Origin of the sequence: Nonomuraea typhae (assembly GCF_009760925.1) — a bacterium.
GTDB lineage: Bacteria > Actinomycetota > Actinomycetes > Streptosporangiales > Streptosporangiaceae > Nonomuraea > Nonomuraea typhae.
The window spans coordinates 58,465-76,690 of the sequence record NZ_VRLV01000007.1 but is presented as its reverse complement, the minus strand read 5'-3'; the positions used below and the strand labels follow the sequence as shown (position 1 = coordinate 76,690).

Annotated in this window: 12 protein-coding genes; 3 read left to right on the top strand and 9 right to left on the bottom strand. The window is 73.6% G+C overall.

What is annotated here, in order from left to right; translation table 11 throughout:
- Nucleotides 1-23: 23 nt before the first annotated feature.
- Nucleotides 24-3,203, bottom strand: coding sequence for a bifunctional cytochrome P450/NADPH--P450 reductase (locus FVE25_RS26315; protein ID WP_219825647.1), 3,180 nt, complete (start codon nucleotides 3,201-3,203; stop codon nucleotides 24-26).
- Nucleotides 3,204-3,277: 74 nt separating this feature from the next.
- Nucleotides 3,278-4,183: an NAD-dependent epimerase/dehydratase family protein gene (locus tag FVE25_RS26310; protein WP_157249753.1), complete on the bottom strand. Its 906-nt coding sequence runs from the start codon at nucleotides 4,181-4,183 to the stop codon at nucleotides 3,278-3,280.
- A gap of 104 nt (nucleotides 4,184-4,287) precedes the next feature.
- Between FVE25_RS26310 and FVE25_RS26305 the strand changes: the two genes are divergently transcribed.
- From FVE25_RS26305 to FVE25_RS26300, 3 genes are read left to right on the top strand one after another with little or no spacing between them, the layout of a single operon-like run.
- A complete protein-coding gene (locus tag FVE25_RS26305) occupies nucleotides 4,288-4,890 on the top strand; it encodes a TetR/AcrR family transcriptional regulator (protein WP_157249752.1) in 603 nt (200 codons plus the stop codon).
- On the top strand, nucleotides 4,891-5,310 hold the full coding sequence (locus FVE25_RS53950; RefSeq protein WP_181019720.1) for an NUDIX hydrolase: 420 nt from the start codon (nucleotides 4,891-4,893) through the stop codon (nucleotides 5,308-5,310).
- An 18-nt stretch (nucleotides 5,311-5,328) separates the two neighbouring features.
- Complete coding sequence (locus FVE25_RS26300; RefSeq protein WP_181019719.1) at nucleotides 5,329-6,582, top strand: D-arabinono-1,4-lactone oxidase; 1,254 nt, start codon at nucleotides 5,329-5,331, stop codon at nucleotides 6,580-6,582.
- A gap of 4 nt (nucleotides 6,583-6,586) precedes the next feature.
- Here the strand turns inward: FVE25_RS26300 and FVE25_RS26295 are convergent, their stop codons facing one another.
- The 7 genes from FVE25_RS26295 to FVE25_RS26265 all read right to left on the bottom strand — a co-directional run bounded on the left by FVE25_RS26295 (nucleotide 6,587) and on the right by FVE25_RS26265 (nucleotide 18,196).
- Complete coding sequence (locus FVE25_RS26295) at nucleotides 6,587-9,487, bottom strand: AfsR/SARP family transcriptional regulator (RefSeq protein ID WP_157249751.1); 2,901 nt, start codon at nucleotides 9,485-9,487, stop codon at nucleotides 6,587-6,589.
- Nucleotides 9,488-9,681: 194 nt separating this feature from the next.
- Nucleotides 9,682-12,036, bottom strand: a complete 2,355-nt coding sequence (locus tag FVE25_RS26290; RefSeq protein WP_157249750.1) for a serine hydrolase — start codon at nucleotides 12,034-12,036, stop codon at nucleotides 9,682-9,684.
- A complete protein-coding gene (locus FVE25_RS26285) occupies nucleotides 12,033-13,403 on the bottom strand; it encodes an amino acid adenylation domain-containing protein (RefSeq protein WP_157249749.1) in 1,371 nt (456 codons plus the stop codon). The genes FVE25_RS26290 and FVE25_RS26285 overlap by 4 nt, the downstream gene beginning before the upstream one ends.
- A complete protein-coding gene (locus FVE25_RS26280) occupies nucleotides 13,400-15,076 on the bottom strand; it encodes an amino acid adenylation domain-containing protein (protein WP_181019718.1) in 1,677 nt (558 codons plus the stop codon). Before FVE25_RS26280 ends, FVE25_RS26285 begins: the two co-directional genes overlap by 4 nt.
- 60 nt (nucleotides 15,077-15,136) lie before the next feature.
- A complete protein-coding gene (locus tag FVE25_RS26275) occupies nucleotides 15,137-16,300 on the bottom strand; it encodes an ATP-grasp domain-containing protein (RefSeq protein WP_157249747.1) in 1,164 nt (387 codons plus the stop codon).
- The gene (locus FVE25_RS26270) at nucleotides 16,297-17,421 is read right to left on the bottom strand and encodes a lyase family protein (protein ID WP_157249746.1); all 1,125 of its coding nucleotides are present in this window, start codon (nucleotides 17,419-17,421) and stop codon (nucleotides 16,297-16,299) included. The genes FVE25_RS26275 and FVE25_RS26270 overlap by 4 nt, the downstream gene beginning before the upstream one ends.
- Before the next feature lie 256 nt (nucleotides 17,422-17,677).
- Entirely contained in the window at nucleotides 17,678-18,196 is a 519-nt protein-coding gene (locus FVE25_RS26265; protein ID WP_157249745.1) for a CGNR zinc finger domain-containing protein, read from the bottom strand.
- Between the last annotated feature and the right edge of the window lie 30 nt (nucleotides 18,197-18,226).

Genomic DNA, 18,226 nt, shown 5'->3' with positions numbered 1-18,226 from the left:
ACAAAACGCCCTTAAGGCAATCTTCAGCCTTCCCAGACGTCCTCAACGTACCGGCCGCTCGCCCGCAGCTCCTCCAGCCACTCCTCGCTCGCGGCCCCGCCGGTGCGCTCGGCATGGATGCGGGCCAGCGCCGCCCGCACCCCGGGAGCCATGCGGCGCCCGTCCCCGCAGACGTACACGCGGCCGCCCGCGTCGAGCACCTCCGCGACCTCGTCCGCCTCCTCGAGCAGCCGATCCTGCACGAACCGCCCGCCGGGGACCTCGCTGAAGACCGGGCGCAGGCTCACCACCCCCGCGGCCTCGGCCTCCTCCAGCTCGGCTCGGTGCAGATAGTCGAGCTCCGGTGCGTCACACCCGAAGTAGCACAGCAGCCCGCCCCGCGCCCCGCGGCGCAACCGGTCCTGGATCACCCCGCGGAACGGCGCCAGCCCGGTGCCCGCGCTGACCAGGATCGCCGGGCTCGCCGCGTCCGCCAGCTCCCGGAAGCCCTCCGGCCCCGGCACGACCCGCGCGAGCACCCGCTCCCCCGGCGCCGCCTCGGCCAGGTGATGCGAGGCCACGCCGTGGAACCACCCCGCCCCGGTACGGCTCGGCCCGGCCACCCGGGAGACCATCAGGTCCACGGCGTCCGGCTGGACCAGCGGGGAGGTGGAGATGGAGTAGTTGCGCGGCCGCAACGCCGGCATGAGCTCCAGGAACACCTCGAACGGCAGCTCGCAGGCCGGATGCCCGGCCAGCAGATCCAGGACCGTGGCGGCGGCCGGATCGACGGCGGCCAGCCTCGCCCGGGTGTGCGGGCATTGGGTGTGGGCGATCAGGACGTCCAACTGGTGCCGGGTCGCCGGACGCTGCAGCTCCAGGAACCCGGTCAGCAGCTCGCGCACCGTGACCGGGGTGTCGAGCGGCAGCAGGGTCCGGGTACGGCGGGCGGCGCGCAGCCGTACCCGCTGGGCGAGGTCGAGACCGAAGCGGGCGGCGGCCCGCTCGGCCAGCTCGGGCGGGTTCTCCGGCAGGACGGCCAGGTGGTCGCCGGTGCGATAGGTGACACCCTCGGGGAGCTGGAGGCGCACGTGCTGCTTCTGGCGGGCGTCCGGGTGGGTGAGCGGCTCGGCCAGCAGGACCTTCATCGGGAGCACCCCGTAGTGCGCGGCCCTCTCCTCGGCCGGGGACTTGGTCACGGTCTCGAGGGTGAAAACCGGTTCGTGCTCAGCGGCCTTCTCCGCGGCCGCCTCCCGGCCAGCCGCCCCCTGTCCGGCCGGCTCTTGGACGGCCGGATCTTGGACGGCGCCCGGCAGCGCCGGCCAGAGCGCGGCAGACCAGGCGTCCACGGCGCCAGAGAGGTCGCCCGAGGCGTCCACCACCCCGCGCTCGGCCAGGCGGACGGCGCCCGCCTCGGCCAGCCGCTCGTCGATCAGCCGGGGCACGCGCTGGAAGGTAGCCGCCCAGTTGCGGTCGCCCACCCCCAGCACCGCGTACGGCGTGCCCGGCAGCCCGTCCTTGACCGACACCCACTCCACGAACCGGGCGGCGTCGTCGGTCGGCCGCCCGTTGTAGGAGGCGGCCACGATGACGACCGGGGTCTCGCCCAGGGCGTCCACGGCCTCGTCCAGCGGGGCGACGGTGGTGGTGAAGCCGCGTTCCTCCGCCTCGGCGGCCAGGTCGCGGGCGATGGCCGAGCAGGTGCCCATGTTCGAGCCGTGGAGGAAGGTGATCGCGGCGCCGGGGGCCGCGCGAACCCCCGTGACGGCAGCGGACGTGACGGCGGCGGACGTGACGGCGGCGGACGTGAGGGCGGCGGACGTGGCCGGAGCGGCCCGCACGCGCCGGTCGGCGGCCGTGCGCGGCTCGACGAGCAGGGTGAAGCCGTCGGGCTTGAGCGTCAGCGTCTCCTTGACCTTCAGCTCGTAGCCGGCGTGGTCGATCAGATGGAAGCGGTGTGCCAGCAGCCCCAGCACCAGGGTCGCCTCGTGCAGCGCGAACTGCCGCCCGATGCAGGCCCGCTCCCCGCTGCCGAACGCCTTGAACGCGTGCGGCGGCCGGGCGTCCTGCCGGTCGGGGGCGAAGCGATCGGGGTCGAACAGCTCCACGTTGCGGCCCCAGACCGGGTCGCGGTGCAGCGCGGGCGTCAGCACGATGAGCGAAGCGCCCGCCTTGACCGGGTACCGCCCGCCGATGACCGTGTCCTCCAGTGGCTCGACGGCGAACGCCGGGGCGGTCGGCCACAGGCGCAGGCTCTCCAGCAGCACCTGCCGGGTGTAGGTCAGGCGGCCCACGTCGGCCCAGGTGGGGTCCGGCTCGTCGGCGCCCCAGAGCGTGTCGGCCTCCTCCTGCACCTTGGCCAGCACCGCCGGGTTCTTGGCCAGGTAGTACAGCGCGAACGACAGGGCGCCCGAGGTGGTCTCGTGCCCGGCGATCAGGAAGGTGATCACCTGGTAGCGGATGTTGAGGTCGTCGAGGGGTTCGCCGGTGACCGGGTCGGTGCTGTGCAGCATGCGGCCGAGCAGGTCGCCGGTGCTCCGGTCGCCGGACTGCCTGCGCTGCCTGATGACCTCGTCGACCAGGTCCTCCATGACGCGCAGGTCCTCGTGGAAGCGCCGGGTGCGCCTGCCGTAGAGGAAGTCGAGGCCGGGGATGAAGCTGCCCTTGGCCTGGCCGTACGACAGCGCGCCGACCAGCGCGCCGATGAACGGGTGGGGTTCGGCACGGGTGAAGGACTCGAAGTCGTGGCCGAATCCGCACAGCCCGATGGTGTCGAGTGTCAGCCGGGTCATGTCGGCGCTGACCTCCACGGGCCGCCGGCCCGCCCGCGCCCAGGCGGTCACCAGGTTCCCGGCGACGCCGAGCATGGTCGCGTGGTAGCCGCGCATCGCGGTGACGGAGAAGGCGGGCAGCAGGATGTCGTGGGCCTTGCGCCAGTTCGGCTCGCCGGAGTAGGCGGTGAACAGGCCGTCTCCGGCGAGCGGGCGCAGGTTGACCAGGTCGGAGTGGACGTTCTTGCGGAAGCGGCGCTCGTCGCACAGCTCGGTGACCAGGTCGAGCCCGGTGACGAGCACGACCTCCTCGCCGAAGGCGCTCATCGTGAAGATCGGGCCCCAGGTGCGGGCCAGCTCGCACAGGTGGGCGACCTGGCGGTCGGCCGGCACGCTGAGCGCGTGGCCGGCGAACGGCAGGGCGGGCGGCGACGGGATGACGGCAGCGGTCACGTGAACGTCCCTTCTTCCGGTGTCACCGCCAGGCTAGCACGCGACTTTGTCATCCGACTAAGTCGATTGAACAATCACAGCTCCTGGGCCGCCACGCCCTCCTCGTAACCCGGATAGACGGGCTTCCAGCCCAGCTCCCGCTTGGCCTTGTCGTTCGAGACCCGCATCCGGGTGTCGAACATCAGCGTGGCGAAGTACGGCGCGGCCATCCGCATCAGCCAGCGCGGCAGCGCCCGCGGTGGCCGGGCGCCGACGGCCCTGGCATGAGCGCCGAGCATCTCACCCCAGGTCACCGGGGTGTCGTCCACGATGTTGTAGGCCGCGCCCGCCGTACCCCGCTCCAGAGCCGCGACCGTCGCGGCGGCGGCGTCGGCCAGGTGGATCCACGGCACCATGCCGCCCCCGCCCCTGGGTGCGGGCAGCTTGCCCGCGCGCAGCATGGCCGCGAAGACGCGCGAGCCCTCCAGCCCGTAGAAGGCGCCGTACCGCAGCGAGACGCCGCCGAAGGCGAAGACCCGCTCCTCGTTGACCCGCATCGCCGCCACCACGGCGTCCCCCTTGGCGCCGCGCTCGACGCCGAACGGGTCCTCCTCGGTGAGCACCCGGTCGCCGTGGTCGTAGTAGCCGTAGCCGGGGACCATCGACTGCGTCACGAACCGCCGGGCCCCGATCGCCGCGGCCACGTCGAGCAGGTGGGCGGTCCCGGTCGTGCGCAGGAGGTTGGTCGTCTCCAGGTCCCGGTACCTGGCCGGGGCCTTGCTCAGCGCGGTGAGCTCGTGGACGACGGCGTCGGCGGCGAGGCCGTCCACGGCCCGCAGCAGTCCCTCGCGGTCGAGCACGTCGGCGACGACCGTCCGGGCGCCGGGCACGACGGCCCCGGGCGACCGGGTCAGGGCCAGCACCTCGTGACCCGCCTCCCGCAGCGCCGCGACGAGCGGCTTGCCGATGGCTCCCGTGGCTCCGGCGACGAGCACCTTCATGTCAGTTTCCCTTCCTCAGCACGCGGTCACCCCCGACGACGAGCGGACGGGGTCCCGTTGTGACATCGCGGCTGCCCGCGAAGGAGAGCCGATAGGGTGCGGGCATGGCTCACGTCCCCGCCGCCGAGCGGCGCCCTCAGCTCGTTGAGGCCGCGATCGGGCTCATGGCCCGGGAAGGCGTCGCCGCGGGGAGCACCCGGGCCATCGCCGCCGAGGCGGGGGTGGCGCAGGCGATGGTGCACTACATGTTCGGCTCCAAGCAGGAGCTCTACCGCGGCGTGCTGGAAGAGCTCATCAGGACGCTCGTCAGCCGGGTCGAGGCGGCCATGCCGGAGGACGGCACGGACTTCCGGGAGACGATCGCGGCGCTGGTGCGGGAGTTGTGGCGCACGGTCACCGAGGAACGGGAGAAGTACATCCTGTTCCTGGAGCTGACCCTGCTCTCCCTGCGGGACCCGGTGCTGCGCAAGGCCGCCTCCTGCTACACGCTGAGCCTCGACGCCATCGCCGCGCGGCTGCTGACGGAGGCGGCCGAACGCGCGGGCCAGCCCCTCGCCCTGCCCGCCGAGGTGGTCGCGCGGTACTTCATCAGCGGGTTCGACGGCATCGTGCTGCGCTTCCTCGAAGAGGAGGATCCGGGACCCGCAGCGGCGATCCTGGAACACTTCCTCGACAGCACGGTCGCCCTGGCCACCGGGAGGATCTGAATGGAACAACCGCGCATCCGGGTCTCCGCCTACGCGATGATCACCGCCGGCGACCGGCTGTTACTGACCCGCCTGTCGGAGAGCTCCCCGATCTTCGAACCAGGCGAGTGGCACCTGCCCGGCGGCGGCATCGACCCCGGCGAGCAGCCGGAGGAGGCCCTGGCCAGGGAGGTGCGCGAGGAGACCGGGCTCGAGCTGACCGGCGCCCGGCTGGTGGGCGCGCGCAGCTACGCGGTGCGGCGGCTGGGCGTGTACTGGCACCTGATCGGCCTGTTCCACACCGCCGAGGTGGCGTCGGGCTCGCCCGAGGTGATCGAGGTGGACGGCACCACGGACGCGGTGGCCTGGCTGCCGATCCCCGACCTGGGCGGCAGTGTGGAGATCTCCCCCGCCGTGACCGACGCCCTGCGCATGCTCTGACGCCGACCGGGAGCCGACATGCCGATCACCAACTGGGCGGGCAACGTCACCTTCGGCGCCGCCCGCGTGCACCGGCCCGCCACCCTCGGCGACCTGCGCCACCTGGTCGCCACCAGCCGCCGCGTGCGCGCGCTCGGCAGCGGCCACTCCTTCAGCCTCGTCGCCGATACCGTCCACGACCTGGTCCGCCTGGACGCTCTGCCCGGGTCCGTCGAGATCGACACCGCGACGTCGACCGCCGCCGTCTCGGCCGGCCTGCGCTACGCCGACGTCGCCGAACACCTGCACCACGCCGGATACGCGCTGGCCACCCTGGCCTCGCTGCCGCACATCTCCGTCGCCGGATCCTGCGCCACCGCCACCCACGGCTCCGGCGACGGCTCCCGCTGCCTGGCCGCCGCGGTCGTCGCCGTCGAGATGGTCGGCCCGGAAGGCGACCTCGTCACCCTCAGCCGCGACCACGACCCCGGCGTCTTCCCCGGCGCCGTCGTCGCCCTCGGCGCGCTCGGCATCGTCACCCGGCTGACGCTGGAGATCGAGCCCGCCTACGAGGTGGCCCAGCGGGTCCGCCTCGACGTGCCGCTCACCGAGGTGGCCGACTGTTTCGACGAGGTGTTCGGCGCCGCCTACAGCGTCAGCACGTTCACCGACTGGCGCAGCGGCCGGGCCGCGGTCTGGCTCAAACACCGCCTCGACGCCCCCGGGCCCCGGCCGGAGAGCGGCTGGGCCGGCGGGCGGGCCGCGGAGCGCCCGATGCATCCGGTGCCCGGGATGCCGGCGCGGGCCTGCACCAAGCAACAGGGCGTGCCCGGCCCCTGGCACGAACGGCTGCCGCACTTCCGCCCCGCCCACGCGCCCAGCGCCGGGCAGGAGTTGCAGTCGGAGTACTACCTGCCCAGGCAGGCGGCGGGCAAGGCGTTCGCGGCCATCGCGGAGATCGGCCCGCTCGTGGCGCCCGTGCTGCACATCTCCGAGGTGCGCACGGTCCGCGGCGACGATCTGTGGCTCAGCCCCGCCTACGACCGCGACTCCCTCACGATCCACTTCACGTGGATCAGGGACACCGCCGCGGTCATGCCGGCGCTGCGCGCGGTCGAGGAACGGCTCCTGCCGCTGGGCGCCCGGCCGCACTGGGGCAAGCTGACCACCGCCCGGCCCCGGCAGATCGGCGCCCTCTACGAGCGGGCCGCCGACTTCGCCCGGCTCAGGCGCCGGCTCGACCCCCCGGGCAAGTTCCGCAACGCCTACGTGGACGCCCTCTTCCCCGCCTGACCGGTCAGAACTTGGCCCGCAGCTCGTCCACCCTGGCCCGCCACGCCTTGGCCTCGATGTCGGTGAAGATGGCTTCGGCACGGTCCAGCCGTACCCCTGCCGCGTCCGGATCGTTCCCGGCCAGCGCCAGCTCGGCCAGCGCCAGCAGCGACTGACCCTCGCACAACTGGCTGCCGCCCAGGCAGGCGGACATCAGGGCGTCGCCGAGCAGGGGCTGCGCGCCCACGAAGTCGCCCTGGGCCAGCCGTACCCGGCCGATGCCGAGCAGCGCGAACGCCTCGCCGATCGAGTCGTTCATGCTGGTCGCGGTGAACAGGGCGGCGTCGAACGACTCCTCGGCCTCCGTCAGCCGCCCGCGCGTGAGCATCGCCTCGCCCAGCCGGTAGCGCACCTGCGCCTCGATCCGGCTCGACCCGGTGCGCACGCAGATCGCCAAGGACTCACGCAGGTACGGCTCGGCCTCCTCCGGCCGTCCGGACTCCAGGTGGATCTGGGCGATGTTGCGCAGCACGTGCGCCTCCCCCACGAGGTCGCCCGCGCCGCGCAGGTCCTTCAGCGCCTGCTCGTACCAGTCCTGGGCCACCGAGTACTGGCCCTTGGTGCGCTCGATGAAGGCCAGGTGGCGCAGGACCAGGCCGCGGCCGTGGATGTCGCCGCTGGCCTCGAACCAGGCGCGGGCCGCCTCCAGGTTCTGCTGCGCCTCGGCCAGCCGCTGCTCGACGAGCTCCAGGCCGCTGAGGGAGTAGCGCACGACGGCCTCGCCGCGTTTGTCGCCGGCCCGCCGTACCGCGCCCCACGCTATCTCGTGGGTCTCGCGCCACGCCTGCCGGTAGGAGCGGGTCTCGAACAAGGTCACGGAGGTGACGGCCAGGTCCCAGCACAACTCGTGCAGGCCGAGCCTGGCGGCCTGGTGCACGCCGGAGACCAGGTTCGTCAGCTCTGTTTGAAACCATTCGATCGGGTCGGCGATCAGGCTCTCGACCAGCTCCTCCGGCAGGGTCCACGGCTCGACGGCGGAGTGCAGGATCGTGTAGTCGCCGCCGTATGCCTGGCGGTGGGCCCGGCCCGCGAGGTGCAGCCAGCAGCGCAGCAGCCGGTGCAGCGCCTCCTCCTGCTCCTCCAGCGGGATCTCGCGGGCCAGCAGCTCGCGCACGTAGGTCCTGGTCAGGTCGTGCAGGCGGTAGCGCACCTGCTGGTCGTCGCGCACGACGATGTCGACCAGCCGCTCCTCGACCAGCGTCTCCAGGATGTCGGTGGCCACGTACGGGTCCATGTCAAGCAGCGGGCCGGCGATCCAGCCGGCGAAGTCCACCTCGTCGAGGGCGCCGAGCAGCAGCACGAGCCGGGCGGCGGGCGGGTCGAGCTCCTGGCAGGAGATCGAGATCGTGGCGCGGACGCTGGCGTCGCCGAGGATCAGCTCGTCCAGGCGGCGCCGCTCGTCGGCGAGCCTGCGCACCATCTGGTCGATCGGCCAGTGCTGGCGCATGGAGAGCTTGGCCGCCACGATGCCGAGGCCGAGCGGCAGGTGGCCGCAGGCTTCCGCCAGCCGCCTGGCGGCCGCCTCCTGGGTCATGACCCGGGCCTCGCCGATCACCTGCGAGAGCAGTTCGAGGCTGGTGTTCTCGTCGAAGACGTCCAGGTCCACGTGGTGGGCGCCGTGCAGGCCGATGACCGAGCGGCGGCTGGTGACCAGGAGCGCGCAGCGCGGCTCGGCGGGCACCAGCGGCAGGATCTGCCGCGCGCTGGCGGCGTCGTCGAGCACGACGAGCACCCGGCGGTTGGCCATGACGCTGCGGTACATGGTGCCGAGCTCGACGATGCCGCTCGGCAGCACCGACGGCGCGACGCCGAGCGAGCGCAGCAGCCGCTCCAGCACCTGCTCGGCCGGGACCGGGTGGCCGTCGGCGTCGCGCAGGTGCACGTAGAGCTGGCCGTCGGGGAACTCCTCGCGCGCCTTGTGCGCGGCGTGTACGGCGAGGGCCGTCTTGCCCACCCCGCCGGGTCCGGTGACCATGACCACCGCGGCCCGGTGGACCTGCCCAGGGTTGACCAGGCGGTCACGGACCTCCCTGATGACCTCGTCGCGGCCGACGAAGTTGGACGGCGCGGCGGGCAGCTGGTGCGGCACGATCTTCGTCGGCTCCGAGGCGGGGGCGGCCAGGGAGGGATCCTGCGACAGGATGGCCTGCTCGAGCTGGCGCAGCTCCTCGCCCGGGCTCAGCCCGTGCTCCTCGACCAGTGTGTACTGCACGTTCCGCAGCACCTCCAGCGCCTCGACCTGCCGGTCGGCGCGGTAGAGCGCCAGGGCGAGCTGCATGTGGAGTTCCTCGCGCAGCGGGTGCACGGCGACCAGTTCCTTGAGCTCGCCCAGCAGCTCGTGGTGGCGCTGCAGGCGCAGCTCCAGGTCGATGCACTCCTGCAGCGCGACGAAGCGTTCCTCGTTGTGCCGGGTCGCGGCGGCCTGCACGCGCCGGCTGTTGATGCCTTCCAGCGCCTCGCCCCGCCACAGGGCCAGGCCCGCGCGGAACTCGTTGACCGCGCCTTCGAGATCCTGGGCACGGGCGGCCTCGCGGCCCCGGGTGATGTGCCGGCGGAAGCGGGTCAGATCGAGGCAGTCCTCCGGAATCCGGATGAGGTATCCGGCGGAATGGGTGACGATGACCTCACTGTCGGTGTATTTGGCGAACCAGCTGCGCAACTGGGAGATGCAGATTTGCACCTGGGCGTCGGCCGTCTTCGGCGGCTCGTCGCCGTACAGCGCCTCGATCAGCCGGCCGGTGGTGACCACCCGGCCAGGCTCGAGTAACAACATCACCAGCACGATCTGGCGTCGGCGGCCCTCGATATCCACCTTGGTTCCGGCGAATACTTCGAGCGGCCCAAGCACCCGAAACTCGAGGATCAACGCCCACCTTCTCACTTGACAAAGAGTTACCGTTGATCTGCAGAGGTCACTATATGCGCGAATTATGGCAATGTGGAGCGCCAGCTTGGCGCACGGGGGCCTAGGCGCGCACCAATGCCAACATACGAGTTAATCTCGCAAACTCAACGGGTGCCACCCGCCGAAACCAGCAGATGGCACCCGTCAGGTTACGACTAGCGCTCCGTCCAGGTGTGGAATCCGGCCCCGAGCTCCACCAGAAGGTCGAAGGCGAACTCCATTCCCGACTCTGCGTTCGACATCAGGACCACTCCGGCGCCCGTTTCGAGACCCACCCCCGAATAGCAGTGATATCCGGGCGCCGTCCCGGTGTGCCCGAACCAGCGCACACCGTCCGCCTCCCGGACCACGGTGCCCAGCCCGTGGACGGTGCCCGGGACGGGGGTCAGCAGCTGGGTGGCCGCCCAGCGGTCGAGCAGCACGCCGGTGCCCGCGTACGCCCGCTGGATCTCCGTGGCCACCCTGGCCAGGTCCTCCGCGCTGGTCCACAGTCCGGCCGGGCAGCCGGACAGCGGCCTGCCCCGCCGGTCGTGGCCCGTGGCCGCCTTCGGCAGGCGCGCGTCGTAGCCGCTGTGCCGCATGCCCAGGGGGTCGAAGACCAGCTCCCGCATGAGCCCGGGCAGATCCCTGCCCGTCAGCGCGCAGAGCACCCGCTCGACCACCTTGCCGCCCTCGGGCGTGCGCGTGAGCAGGACGCGCAGGGTCAGACCGGGGCGCACCCCCGGGGCACTGAGGTAGTGGTTGACGTCCTCGTCCAGATCGGCGACCCCCTCGCGGGCCAGCCGGAGGACGGCCAGCGCGGTGACGTGCTCGCCTGCCGTACCCGCGCAGAAGACCGTGTCCCGGCGCACCGGGAGCCCGGTGGTGGCCGAGGCAAGCCCCTCGCCCCACGCCTCGGCCACCACGCCATCGGCCACCAGCGCGACAGCCGCGCCGGGCACGCGGTGCCGGTGCATGCGCAGCAACGTGGCCGGAATTCCGGGGAAGAACCGGTCGAGAAACGCCCGCCCGCGTGGCGTGTGCCGCCCGGACGGGATGAGCAGCGCCACGACCCGGTCCAGGAAGCGCTCGGCCAGCGCGCTCACGGTCTCCTCTCGGTACTGGGCGGGCGAGTAGGCCCAGGTGACCTGCAGAACCTCGTCCACCACGGCCGCGCGGACCTCGATGAGGTGCGAGCGCCCCGGGCAGGACTCGGGCGTGAGCCGGGTGAACACACCCGATCCCCGCGGGACCACGCCCTCGTAGGCGAAGCTGATCGGGGCCGCCGCGCGCCCGCCCGCCAGGCCGTGGCCGACGCCCTGGCAGGGCGTGGTGCGCAGGACCTCACGCACCGCCTTGACGCAGCGGTCGGTGTCCAGGGCGTCACGCAGGTGCACGTGGAAGGGGTGGACGACGGTGAACGGGCCGACCGTCCTGGACAGGTCCACGCCGGCGAAGGGCGGCACGCGGCCGTCGCGCTCCAGATCCAGGTGGACGTCGGGACGCCCGGTGTGATCGGCGACCGTCTGGGCCAGGGCGGTGACCAGAAGGTCGTGGACCTCCTTGGCCAGCAGGGCCCGCGTGTAAGCGGGGTCGAGGGTGCGCACCAGCGTGGCCGCGTCCGCGTGCGTCACGCCCGGGTGGTCCACGGGGAAGGACGCCGGCTCCGGTCGTGGCGTGCGCCAGTAGGCGGCCTCGGCGGCGAACTCCGGCGCGGCCGCATGCCCGGCCAGGCGCTCGGCCCAGCGGCGGAAGGGGGTGGTCCGGGCCGGAAGCGGGCCGCCCTGGTAGGCCGTGGCCAGGTCGTCGAGCAGGATGTCCCAGGAGGCCGCGTCGACGGCCAGGCGGTGAACAGTGATCGTCAGGTCCCGTCCGTCCAGGCTGGCGCGCAGCATCGGCCCGCGCGCCGGATCGACGCACCGGCCGCCGGGCGGCCGGGGGCCGTCGAGGAGCGGGTCGGCGCTCTCCCTCTCGGCGACGTGCTGCCGCCAGCCGCCCGGCGTCCTGCGCAGGCGCAGCCGCAGGGCGTCGTGGTGGGCGATCAGCCGGCCCAGGGCCGCCCGCAGGCGATCGGGGTCGGGAGGTTCGCCCCAGCGCAGCCGTACCGACTGGGAGTCGAGCCCGCCGATCGTGGTGAAGCGCCGCTGCACCGGCGTGAGCGGCACCTCGCCCTTCACCCGGCGAAGATTGGGCACCTGCTCACCGCGGGCCTGGGCACTCGCCCCGGGCGAGGCCGCCGCCTGTGCCCGGACGAGACTCACCACCGTCCCGGTAGGTGGTTCCCCTCTGGCGGACCCGGCCCAGGTCCGGGTGAGCAGGTGCGTCCTGGTGCCCCCTAGCGCGACGTTCACCAGATGGCCGAGCAGCCGTCTGGCCGTGGCCTCGGTGAACATCCCGAGGCAGTAGCGCAGGACGATCGCGTGGCAGGTCAGCAGGAAGACGTGGACGGCAGGGCGGGTGTCGGCCTCCTGCCGCGTCACCAGGGCGGCCAGAGCGTGCCGCACCGGTGAGAAGAGACTGTCGAGATTCATCGTCGCTCCCTGAGGGCGTCGACGTCGACCTTGCCGTGGGCGGTGAGAGGGAACGCGTCCATCGGCATGATCTCGGACGGGATCATGTAGGCGGGCAGCAGCCGTTCGAGGTGGTGCCGGAGTTCCTGCATGGCGACGGTGGCCGGGGTGACGGCGGCGCTCAGCCGTACCTCCCCTGAAGGGGTCTCGCGCGTGAAGACGAACGCGTCGGCGACGTCGGCGAGCATGAGAATGGTGTGGACGATCTCGGCCGGTTCCGTCCTGCGGCCGTCCAGCTGGATCTGGTCGTCGGTGCGCGAGACGTAGTGGAGGACGCCATCGGCGTCCTGGGTGACCAGGTCGCCCGTGCGGTACCAGCGCTCGCCGTTGTGCTCGACGAAGGAGTCGTCGGCGGCGCCCAGGTAACCGAGGGCGATCGCGGGGCCGCCGAGCCACAGTTCGCCGTCCTCGGCCACGCGCGTGTGCACGTACGACAGGGGGCGGCCGATCGGGGGCGGCTCGCGGCGGGCGGCGCGCGGGTCGAGCAGGTGGCAGGTCGCGGCGACGGTGCTTTCCGCCGGGCCGTAGCAGTTGTAGAAGGCGAACGGGTGGCGCGGCTCCGGCCAGCGGGTCAGCCGCTCGCCGCCGGTGAACAGCATGCGGGTGGGGACGTCCTCCGGCCAGTCCAGGTCGAACAGCGGCGCCACCATGCCGGTCGGCACGAACGCGGCCCTGACCTCGTGCTCGCGCAGGAAGTCCTGGTAGACCTCCGGGTCGAGCACGGCGTCGAGCGGCGGGACCGCGAGCGTGGCGCCGTTGGCCAGCGCGCCCCAGATCTCCAGGACGCTGGCGTCGAAGGTGAGCGAGGCCACCTGGCCGGCCACGTCACCCGGGGCCAGCATGGTGATCTCCCGGTACCACTCGGTCAGCGGGCCAAGCCCCGCGTGCCCGACCATCACGCCCTTGGGCACGCCGGAGGATCCCGAGGTGAAGATCACGTAGGCCGTCGCCGGATTGAGCTTGGCCGGGTCGTCCAGCAGGTGGAAGCCGCCCCAGTCGCCGTCGGCCACGAGCGGGTCGTCCAGGATGGCGGCTGGGCGGGCGATGTCCAGGATCAGCTCGGCGCGGGCCAGCGGCGTCCCGTACGCCAGAGGCAGGTAGGCGGCGCCCACCGACCAGGCGGCCAGCATGCCCGCGATCGCCGCGCCCCGGCGCACGCCGCCGACGGCGACCAGGTCGCCGGGGCCGATCCCGGCCCGCTTCAGCTCGCGGCGGCCGTCCTCGAACACCTCCAGCAGGTGTGCCCAGGTGAAGACGCGCCCCGCCTCGATCACGCACGGCCGCCCAGGGAACTTACGGGCCCAGTCGATCACGTTGTCGTAGATCATGGCGCCCGCCTGCCACAGGCCGCCGCGGCCTCGAGCGAGGGCAGCGCCGCGAGGAGGGCGGCCTGCTCGCTCAGCGGCTGCACCAGCGTGAGCAGGTCGGCCGGGATCGGCGCCCCCGCCCTGGCCGCCACGCGGGCGCGCACCAGGATCAGGTCGAGGGAGTCCGCCCCCAGCTCGGCCAGGTTGTCGCCGGGGCCGCGGACGACCACGCCGCACGCCTCCCGCCAGTCCGCGGCCAGCGCGCGCTCACCCGGGTCGGTCAGCACCGCGGTGTCGGGCAGCCGGGCGGGATCGGGCAGGGCGGCGCGGTCGAGCTTCTGGTTGGGGGTCAGCGGCAGGCTCGCCATCGGCACGATCACCGCGGGCACCATGTGCGCCGGCAGCCGCCGGGCCAGCCAGCGGCGCACCTCGATCGGGTCGAACAGCCCGACCGCGTACCCGGCCAGGCGCGGGTGACCGCGGGCCGGCGTCCACACGGCCGCCGCGGCGTCGGTCACCTCCGGGTGGGCGCGCAGATGCGCCTCCACCTCGCCCAGCTCGATGCGGAAACCGCGGATCTTCACCTGGTCGTCGGCCCGGCCGACATACTCCAACTGCCCGTCGACGCGCCGCCGCACCAGGTCACCGGTGCGGTAGACGCGCTCGCCCGCCCGGGTCAGGAAACGTTTGGCGGTCAGCGTCGGGCGGCCCAGATAGCCGCGGCCGACCCCGGCGCCGCCGATGTACAACTCGCCGGGCACGCCCGGGGGCACCGGCAGCCCGGCGGCGTCCAGCACGAGCGCGGTAGCGCCCGCTATCGGGTGGCCGATGGGCGGCGGCGCCTCGCTGCCCGGGGGCACCTCCGCGCACGTGGCCACCACGGCCGTCTCGGCCGGGCCGTACATGTTGAGGAGGCGATAGCGCGCGCCCGGCGGCGGCGTCACCGTCAGCCGCTCCCCTCCGGTGGTCAGGACCCTCGGCGGGGCGCGATCCAGCCAGCCGTTCTCCACGGCCAGCTGCGCGAGCGGCGTCACCATGTACAGCACGTCCAGGCGGCGCTCGGCCGCCCAGTGGCAGAGCTCCTCCGGCGCCTTTCTGACCGACTCCGGGGCGATGTGCAGTTCGGCGCCGGCGGCCAGCGCGCTCCAGATCTCGCAGCCGGCCACGTCGAAGCCGCTCGCCGCGGTCTGGCCCACCCGGTCGCCGGGCGACAGGCAGGTCGCGTCCGCGTACCACTCGAGCGTCCCGGCGAGGCTCCGGTGCTCGATCATGACACCTTTCGGCAGGCCGGTGGAGCCGGAGGTGTAGATCACGCAGGCGAGGTCATCGGGCTCGACGCGCGCTGCGGTCGCGTCGAGCCCGATCTGCGGCTCGGCGCCGTCGAGAACCGGCTCGGCCCCGGAGTCGGCGAGCATGAACCGCTGCCGTGCCTCCGGGTACGAGCCGTCGAGCGGAAGGTAGGCGGCCGCGGTCTTCAGCACGCCCAGCCAGGTGGCGACCATCGCCGCCGACCGGCCGGTGCGTACCGCGACCAGCGACCCGCGGCCCACGTCCCTCGCCACAAGGCAGGCCGCTATCTCCTCCGCCCGGCGGTTCAGCTCGCCGTATGTGGTCGCGCCCGTGTCGTCCACGATCGCAATCGCCTCCGGCGAGGCCGCCACGCGGGCTTCGACCAGCGCCGTTACCGTCTTCACCGCACCTCCGCTCGCTGTGGTCACGCTCGTCCCGGCGCCTTTCGTCTGCCTATCGCCGCGCTATCGCGTGATGCGCGCGGTCAGCGTGGCCAGCCCCGCGGTGGCGGCGCGGGCCGCGGCCACGCCGGTGCCGGCCACCGCGATCACGTAGCCGATCCGGTCCCGGGGCGAGCCGCGCGGCCGCACCTCCTGGCCGGGTTCGCGGGTCAGCCCGGCCTCGACCACGCCGGGCACGGCCCTGGCCGCCTCCAGCCCGTCGATCCCGGCCAGGCGGCCCTCGCGCGCGGCCACCAGGAAGCGGACGGACGCCGCCCGCCTTACCGTGGCGCGCAGCGGGAGCTCCAGGCCCGCGGCCTTGGCGACCGTGTGCCGGACGAGGTCGATGCCGGTGGCCGCCTCGACCATCCGCGCGACCACGCCGCCGGCCGGTCGCGGGCTGACCTCGACGACGCGCGGGCCGGCCGCGCCGTACCTGATCTCGATGCGCGCCGGGCCCCAGCACAACTCCAGGGACTTCAGCGCGGCGTGCGCGAGCTCGCCGGCCTCGGCGCGGGCCGCGAGGTCGAGGGGCGCGGGGAAGTCGTGCCCGATCTCGACGAAGTACGGCTCCGCGCCGAGGTGTTTGCGGGTGACGCCGACGACCTGGTCGCCGAAGGTCTCCACCGAGTACTCGGCGCCACGCAGGTACTCCTCCACCATGACCGTGCTGCCGGCGCGCAGCGCGTCGTGGGCGGCCGCCTCCGCCTCGGCGGCGTCCCGGCACAACCGGGAGGCGACCGAGGCCGAGCCGGCGACCGGCTTGACGACCACCGGGAAGCCGATGGCCTGAGCGGCGGCGACCGCGATACCGGGCGTCCGGGCGGTGGCGAAGGCCGCGCCGGGCACGCCGGCCTCGCGCAGCAACGCCCGCTGGACCGCCTTGTCGCGGCAGGCGCGGATCGCCGCCGGGTCCGGATGGGGCAGGCCCAGGCGACCGGCCACCTCCGCGGCGGTGGCCAGGTGCCGCTCGGAGCCGCTGGTGATCGCCGCGACCCGGCCGCCGAGCCTCCGGCAGGCGGCCAGCACGACCGCCGGATCGCCGGTGTCCGCCCGCAGGGCCTCGACGCCGTCGGCCGCGTGGCCGGGCTCGCGGGTGAGCACGATCGGCGTCAGCCCCAGCTCACGGGCTCGCGTGCAGAACATCCGGCCCTCGGCGCCGCCCTCGACCAGCACGAACCAGCTCATGGCTGCTCCAGGACGCTCTTCACGGCCGCCTCCAGCGCGGCGTCGGCCTCGGCCTGCGCCTCCCGCCAGTCCACGCACCAGCGGCGGTGCCGTACCCAGGAGGCGTAGGCGCGCTGGTACGGCTCGGCGAAGGCGCCGGGCCCGCCGCCGTAGGAGTGCTCGCGCACCTGCTCGGGCACCTCCGCGGGCGCGGGCGCGGGCGCGTCCGGCCGTGCTCCCCCGGCCACCGTCTGGGCCATCGCCACCGCCTGCTCGGCCGCCGACAGCCCCGGCCAGACGTTCTCCATCGCCTCGGCGCCGACCTCGGCCGTGCCGGCGAACGGCGCCGCCGCCATGGCCGACACCGCCCCTGCCCAGGCGCCGGCGAGCCTGGCGGGCCTGGCCTTGAGGTGTTCGAGCGGAAAAGTGGAGCGCGGCCGGTCAGGGAAGGAGATGAAAGATGACTCGGCCGCGCTCCACGCCTGGAGGTCTGCGGCGAACCTGCTGAGCACGACGGTGAGCCCAGCGGCGGCGCCCAGCATGCGCAGCACGGCGTCACGGCTGGCCACCGCGTCCAGCGCGTGCCGGCCCGCGTCGAGGTAGCCGAGCAGGCCGGCGGTGCGCGACGGGTCGATGGGCAGGTCAGTGCCGGCGCCGGCGCAGGCCCCGAGAGGGCAGGTGTGCAGCCCGCCTGCCGCGGCCACCAGCGCGTCGATCTCCCTGCCCACCGCCCGCGCCACTCCCAGGAGGTAGTAGCCGTAGGTGATCGGCGCGGCCGCCCGGAAGCGCGTGTGCCCCGGCAGGATCACCGGTTCGTAGGCGCGGGCCCGCGCCAGCAGGATCGCCTCCAGGCGGATCGCCTTCTCGGCGAAGCCCAGCAGCCAGGCGCGGCTCCGGAGGGAGGTGAGGGTGGCGTCGAGATCGTCCCGCGCGCGGCCGGTCTCCAGGAGGCCGCCCGCGTCCGGGCCGAGCCGCTCGGCCAGGTACGCCTCGTAGTCCGCGGCGTCCAGGTCGCCGCAGGCGAGAGTCTCCAGGAAGCGCAGCACGGCGACGACCCGCTCGCGCGCCACCAGCCGGCGTTCGGCCAGCATCACGAGGTGGGCCCGGTCCACTTTCACGCGCATCGGGAGCTCGACGTGCACGACCCCTCCCTCCCGTGATGCCGCCCACTACGCCAGCGACCGCTATCGCGGCACTATCGCCCGGCCATCGCGGGTACGCCGCCGGGGCAGGCGGCAAGACCGGCTCGCCGGACCGCCCGCAACACGGTGACGAGCCGGTCCTGGCCGCAGCCCTCCACCACCGCACGGTCGAGGGCTGCGGCCGAGGGGCCGGGCGCGGGCCGCCGGATACACCGAACCCCAGGTGGATCCGGCGGCCCGGCCCGACGTCTGTGATCTATCTACGGCGCCGCGCCCGATGCGCCGCCGCGTGCATGCGGTTTCCGCAGGTACGGCTGTCGCAGTACACCCGGCAGCGGTTGCGTGAGGCGTCCACGAAGACCCGGCTGCACCCTTCCGCGGCACAGGTGCGCAGACGCGTCTGCTCCCCGTGCACGAACAGCTGGGCCAGGGCCAGACCGCAGTCGGCGGTCAGCTGCTCGGCCACCGGCGCCTGCTCGGCCGAGTGGTGCAGATGCAGGGGCAGGCCGTCGTGCTCGGACAGCCGCAGCGTGACCTTGGTCGCGCCGAGCAGCTTGTTGAGACGCTCCACGGCCTGGTCTGGCGTGGTGAAGACGCGGTGGAGCTCGTCCCGCGAGCCGCGCACGGCGTCGAGGTCGGCTCCGGTGACCTCGTCCGGACTGGCGACCTTGCGGCGTTCGACGAGCGCCGCCAGGTCGGCGACGGTGGTGAGCGGCGTGTTGACCAGGTCGACCGCCGTGCCCAGCGAGCGGATCAGATCATGGCTGAACAACATGCGTTTCTCCCGGCGGGGTGTGCCCCCGGC